Source organism: Micromonospora sp. NPDC003776, assembly GCF_053605645.1.
In genome coordinates, this window is the sequence record NZ_JBSGJR010000541.1 from 1 (window position 1) to 4,744 (window position 4,744).

Below are 4,744 nucleotides of genomic sequence, written 5' to 3' on the forward strand. Positions count from 1 at the left end.
GTTTGCGAGCTCAGGGCGGTGCGGCGAGCAGCGCCGGCGCCGCGGCGAGCTCGCAAACGGGGCGAAGGGCCCCGCCGCACCGGGCCCTTCGCGCCTGCCCGGCGCCGCCGCCCGCGCGATGGACTGCAAGCAGGAGGAGAGGAGTGCAGCGATGGAGAGCAATCGACTGATCGTGGTGGGCGTCGACGGTTCAGACGGCGGGCGGCGCGCGCTGGACTGGGCGGTCGACGAGGCGGCGGAGCGCGGCGGCGCGGTGCAGGTGGTGGTGGCCTGGCGGTGGGACCGGATCGAGGTCGGCCCGATGCGGAACGCGACGCCGCCGGTCGACGAGCGGCAGCGCGCAGTGACCCTGCTCGAGGACGAGGTCCGGGGGCTGGTCCTGCGCAAGGGGACGACCTGCCCGGTGGCCGGGGAGGTGGTCGAGGGGCCGGCCGCGGACGTGCTGACCGCCGCCGCCCGCACGGCCGACCTGCTGGTGCTCGGCAGTCACGGCAACAGCCGGTTGCGGCACACCGTGCTCGGCTCGGTCAGCGAGGAGTGCGTCCGCAAGGCGCGCTGCCCGGTGGTGGTCGTGCCGGTGCCCGCCCCGGCGTCCCCGACCTCCACCGAGCCGGCGTTGCGGGCCTGACCGGACGCCGACGACGGCCGCCCCGGTACGGGCGGCCGTGCCGTGTCCGGGTGGCGGCGCCGGGCACGCGCATGGGCCCCGCCGGGGAGGCGGGGCCCACGGGGTGCGGCGGTCAGGCCACCGGGGTGGCGTGTACCGGGTCCAGCTCCATCAGGGTGGTGTCGTCCACGTCGTACCCGACGGCGTTGTGCACCTGCACCACGCCGGCGACCTGGGTGGCGAGCCGGCCGGCCAGCTCGACGGCGGTACGCCGGTCCAACCGGCCGTCCAGCGTGACCTCGCCGTCGCGGACCTGGACGGTGACCAGACCGTCCCGGACGGCGAGCACCTTGCGCAGCACCTGCTGCACCACGTCCTCGCGGATCTCCGCGTCGGTGCGCAGGTGCACCCGGAGCAGGTCGCTGCGGGTCACGATGCCGACCAGCCGGCCCAGGTCGTCCAGCACCGGCAGCCGCTTGACCACCTCGCGGTCCATCAGCCGGGCCGCCGCCGGCAGCGACGCCCGCGGGGTGGTGGTGACCGCCGGTTCGGTCATCAGGTCCCGGGCCACCAGCGCGCCCGCCTTCTCCCGCGCGGTACGCCGGCGCCGCCCCTCGAAGACCCGCCGCTCGTCGGGGTGGCCGGCCCGCTCCACCTTGTGCAGCAGGTCCGCCTCGGAGACCACCCCCAGCACCCGGTCGAAGGAGTCCACCACCGGCACGGCGCTGATGCCCCGCCGGATCAGCACGTCAACGATCTGCCGGTACGGGGTCTCCTCCCGCACCGTCGCGACGTCCCTGGTCATCACGTCGCCCACCTGCCACGTCCTCATCACGACCTCCTCGACCGGGTCTTCCACTCGCGACGGTAGGCCCGCGTGCCGCCGGACGGTCAGAGTCGGCCGGCCGGCCGGGGAAGGTCCTCCGGACCGGGCCGGAAGGGGTCCAAGGTCCCGGTCCGGGGCGGCCCGGTCGGCCCTGCCCGCGACGGCGCCGCAGAGGTGGAATGAATGTGCCACCGGAAACGCGGTGCGAGGCACAAGAAGGGACGTGGAGACCATGACCGCGACAATCGAGCGGATCACCGCCAACACCAGGATTCCGGCGGCCGAGACCACCCGGGACGTCGAGACCACCCGGCAGAAGGCCACCCGTTACGTCTTCGCCGGACTCCGGATCGCGCTGGGCTGGACCTTCCTCTGGGCCTTCCTGGACAAGATGTTCGGCCTGGGGCACGAGACCGCGGCGAAGGCCGCCTGGATCAACGGCGGCAGCCCCACCAAGGGCTTCCTCGCCTTCGGCGCGGCCGGCCCGTTCAAGGGGTTCTACAACGGCATCGCCGGCGCCGCGTGGGCGGACTGGCTGTTCATGCTCGGCCTGCTCGCCCTCGGCGTGGCCCTGATGCTCGGCATCGGCACCCGGATCGCAGCGGTCGCCGGCGGGATCCTGCTGGTCATGATGTGGACGGTCGTGCTGCCCCCCGAGAACAACCCGTTCATGGACGACCACCTCATCTACGCCGGTGTGCTGGCGGTCCTGGCCCTGGTCGGCGCGGGCGACACCCTCGGCCTCGGCAAGGTGTGGGCGAAGCTCCCCATCGTCCAGCGGCTGCCCTGGCTGAAGTGAGATCACCGACGGCAGTACCCACCGGGCGGGCGTCACCGAGAGGCGGCGCCCGCCACTTTTTGTGCCGTACCCGGTCCCCGCCGCCACGCCGCGGCGGGGACCATTGCGTATCGGCCCGTCACGATCCGGCAGGATCGACGGTGACCGCACCGTCAGCACCGAGGAGACCCGTTCATGGAGAAGCCCGAGGTTGGCCCGATCGAGGGCGCCCCGCCCGCCGATCTCGTCATCGAGGACATCACGGTCGGCGAGGGCCCGGAGGCCCGCCCCGGCCAGCTGGCCAGCGTGCACTACGTCGGCGTGGCCCACTCGACCGGCCGCGAGTTCGACGCCTCGTGGAACCGGGGTGAGACGTTCGAGTTCCCGCTGGGAGGCGGCCAGGTCATCGCCGGCTGGGACCAGGGCGTGGTCGGCATGAAGGTGGGCGGCCGGCGCCGGCTGACCATCCCGCCGCACCTGGGCTACGGCGCCCGGGGCGCCGGCGGCGTCATCAAGCCGAACGAGACGCTGGTCTTCGTGGTGGATCTGCTCGGCGTCCGCTGAGCCGCGCCGCCACCGCAGCGGGGTCGTCGGCGGACACGCCGGCGGCCCCGACCCGTCCCAGGCCGGTCAGGCCGGAACCAGCTCGCGGACGCCCGTCGGCGCCCAGCCGGCCGGGGCCGCACCGGCCACCACCCGCACCACCCGGTGCAGGCCGGTGACCCGCAGCACCCGCTCCACCACCGGGTCGGGGTCGACCAGCACCAGCTCGCCGCCCCGCGCCCGCACCCGCAGGTGCGCGGCGGCCAGGGCGCGCACCCCGGCCGCGGAGAGCACCCGGACGCCGGACAGGTCCACCCGCAGCACCGGACGCGCCGGGGCGGCCCAGAGCGCCGCCCGCAACGACCCGACGGTGGCGATGTCGATCTCGCCGACCGCCCGGACGTCCACCACGTGGTCGGTCACGTCGAGCTCCACGTGGAACCGGTCGCTGCGCTGCTCCATGCCCAGAACCTATCCCCCGGGACCGACACTTCCGGCCGCCGCGAGCCGGGATCGGGGAAGGTCCCGGGTGGCGACCCCGAGGGCCTCCGGGAGAACCCTCAGACGCCGTCCACGGTGCGGCTCTCCCAGGCCCACGCGGCGATCTCCACCCGGTTGCGGGCGCCCAGCTTGCGCTGGATCCCGGCGACGTGGCTCTTCACGGTGCTCAGCGAGATGAACAGCTCCGCCGCGATCTCCTGGTTGGTCCGCCCCCGGGCGATCGCCCCCACCACCTCGATCTCCCGCGGCGACAGCGCCGGGCGGAACCGGCCGTCGGCCGGCGGCGCGGGCGGTTGGAGGTGGCGCAGCAGCCGCAGGGTGAGCGAGGGAGAGACCAGCGCCTCGCCGTTGTCGGCGGCCCGCACCGCCTCGACGAGCAGCGCCGGACCGGCGTCCTTGAGGACGAACCCGACCGCCCCGCCGCGCAGCGCGCCGTAGACGTACTCGTCGAGGTCGAAGGTGGTCACCACGACCACTCGCAGCGGATCGGCCACCCCCGGGCCGGCCAGCGCGCGGGTGACCTGGAGCCCGTCGAGCCGGGGCATCCGGATGTCCACCAGACAGACGTCCGGCCGCAGCCGCCGGGCCTGCTCCACCGCGTCGACCCCGTCCACCGCCTCGGCCACCACCTCGATGTCGGGCTGGTCCTCCAGGATCATGCGCAGGCCGCCACGGACCATCGCCTGGTCGTCGGCGAGCAGCACCCGGATGGTCACCGGCGCTCCCCGGTGGGGCCGGGCAGCACGGCCGTGACCGACCAGCCGCCGCTGGGGCGGGGACCGGCGGCCAGCGTCCCGCCCAGGGCCTCGACCCGTTCCCGCATCCCGACCAGCCCGTATCCGCGCCGGCGGGGATGCCGGGCCGGGGTGGGCGGGGCGTCGTCGACCACCTCGACGACCGCCGTCCCGGCCTCCACGGTGACCGTGACCGCCACCGTCTCGGCACCCGGCGCGTGCCGGGCCACGTTGGTCAGCGCCTCGCGGACCACCCGGTAGACGGTGGTCGTCACCTCGGGCGGCCAGCCGGGGTCGTGGTCCGGCACGCGCAGCCGTACCGCGACGCCGTGCCGCGCGAAGCGCGTGACCAGGTCGGCGAGCCGCTCCGCGCCGGCCGACGCCGGGGCCGCGTCGGCGCTGTCGCGGAGGATGCCGACGAGGCGACGCATCGCCGCGAGCGCGTCGGAGCCGGCCGTCTCGATGCCGGCCAGGGACTCCCGGGCCCGCTCCGGCCGACGCCCGCCGACCAGTTGCGCGGCCTGGGCCTGCACGACGATGCCGGTGATGTGGTGGGCGACCACGTCGTGCAGCTCCCGGGCCAGTTCGAGGCGCTCGTCCCGGCGTACCCGCTCGGCGGCGGCCCGGCGGCGGGCGTCCGCCATCCGCAACCCCGCGCCGATGCCGACGGCGACCAGCCAGGCCAGGGCGTTCCACCAGGTCAGCGCGGCCGCGCCGGTCCGGGCCCAGGATCCGGCGCCGGTGACCGCGGAGGC

At 75.3% G+C, this 4,744-nt stretch carries 7 protein-coding genes; 3 read left to right on the plus strand and 4 right to left on the minus strand.

The genetic code is table 11. The features are described from left to right. Positions 1-151: 151 nt before the first annotated feature. Positions 152-628, plus strand: coding sequence for a universal stress protein (locus ACWEVO_RS30355; protein WP_452310894.1), 477 nt, complete (start codon positions 152-154; stop codon positions 626-628). A 112-nt stretch (positions 629-740) separates the two neighbouring features. Here ACWEVO_RS30355 and ACWEVO_RS30360 read toward each other — a convergent pair whose 3' ends face one another. Next, a complete protein-coding gene (locus ACWEVO_RS30360) occupies positions 741-1,439 on the minus strand; it encodes a CBS domain-containing protein (RefSeq protein ID WP_452310895.1) in 699 nt (232 codons plus the stop codon). Positions 1,440-1,677: 238 nt separating this feature from the next. Here ACWEVO_RS30360 and ACWEVO_RS30365 point away from each other — a divergent pair, with 238 nt between their 5' ends. Continuing rightward, positions 1,678-2,232: a hypothetical protein gene (locus tag ACWEVO_RS30365; RefSeq protein WP_452310899.1), complete on the plus strand. Its 555-nt coding sequence runs from the start codon at positions 1,678-1,680 to the stop codon at positions 2,230-2,232. Between the two features lie 174 nt (positions 2,233-2,406). Next, positions 2,407-2,775 carry an FKBP-type peptidyl-prolyl cis-trans isomerase gene (locus ACWEVO_RS30370; protein ID WP_393177578.1) on the plus strand — a complete coding sequence of 123 codons (369 nt, stop codon included), beginning with the start codon at positions 2,407-2,409 and terminating at the stop codon, positions 2,773-2,775. A gap of 66 nt (positions 2,776-2,841) precedes the next feature. Here ACWEVO_RS30370 and ACWEVO_RS30375 read toward each other — a convergent pair whose 3' ends face one another. The 3 genes from ACWEVO_RS30375 to ACWEVO_RS30385 form a co-directional block, all read right to left on the minus strand. Further along, positions 2,842-3,216, minus strand: coding sequence for an STAS domain-containing protein (locus ACWEVO_RS30375; RefSeq protein WP_452310896.1), 375 nt, complete (start codon positions 3,214-3,216; stop codon positions 2,842-2,844). Between the two features lie 98 nt (positions 3,217-3,314). Next, a complete protein-coding gene (locus tag ACWEVO_RS30380) occupies positions 3,315-3,971 on the minus strand; it encodes a response regulator (RefSeq protein WP_452310897.1) in 657 nt (218 codons plus the stop codon). After that, positions 3,968-4,744: sensor histidine kinase (locus ACWEVO_RS30385; protein ID WP_452310898.1), on the minus strand; the 777-nt coding region annotated here is incomplete at its 5' end. The genes ACWEVO_RS30380 and ACWEVO_RS30385, both read right to left, overlap by 4 nt.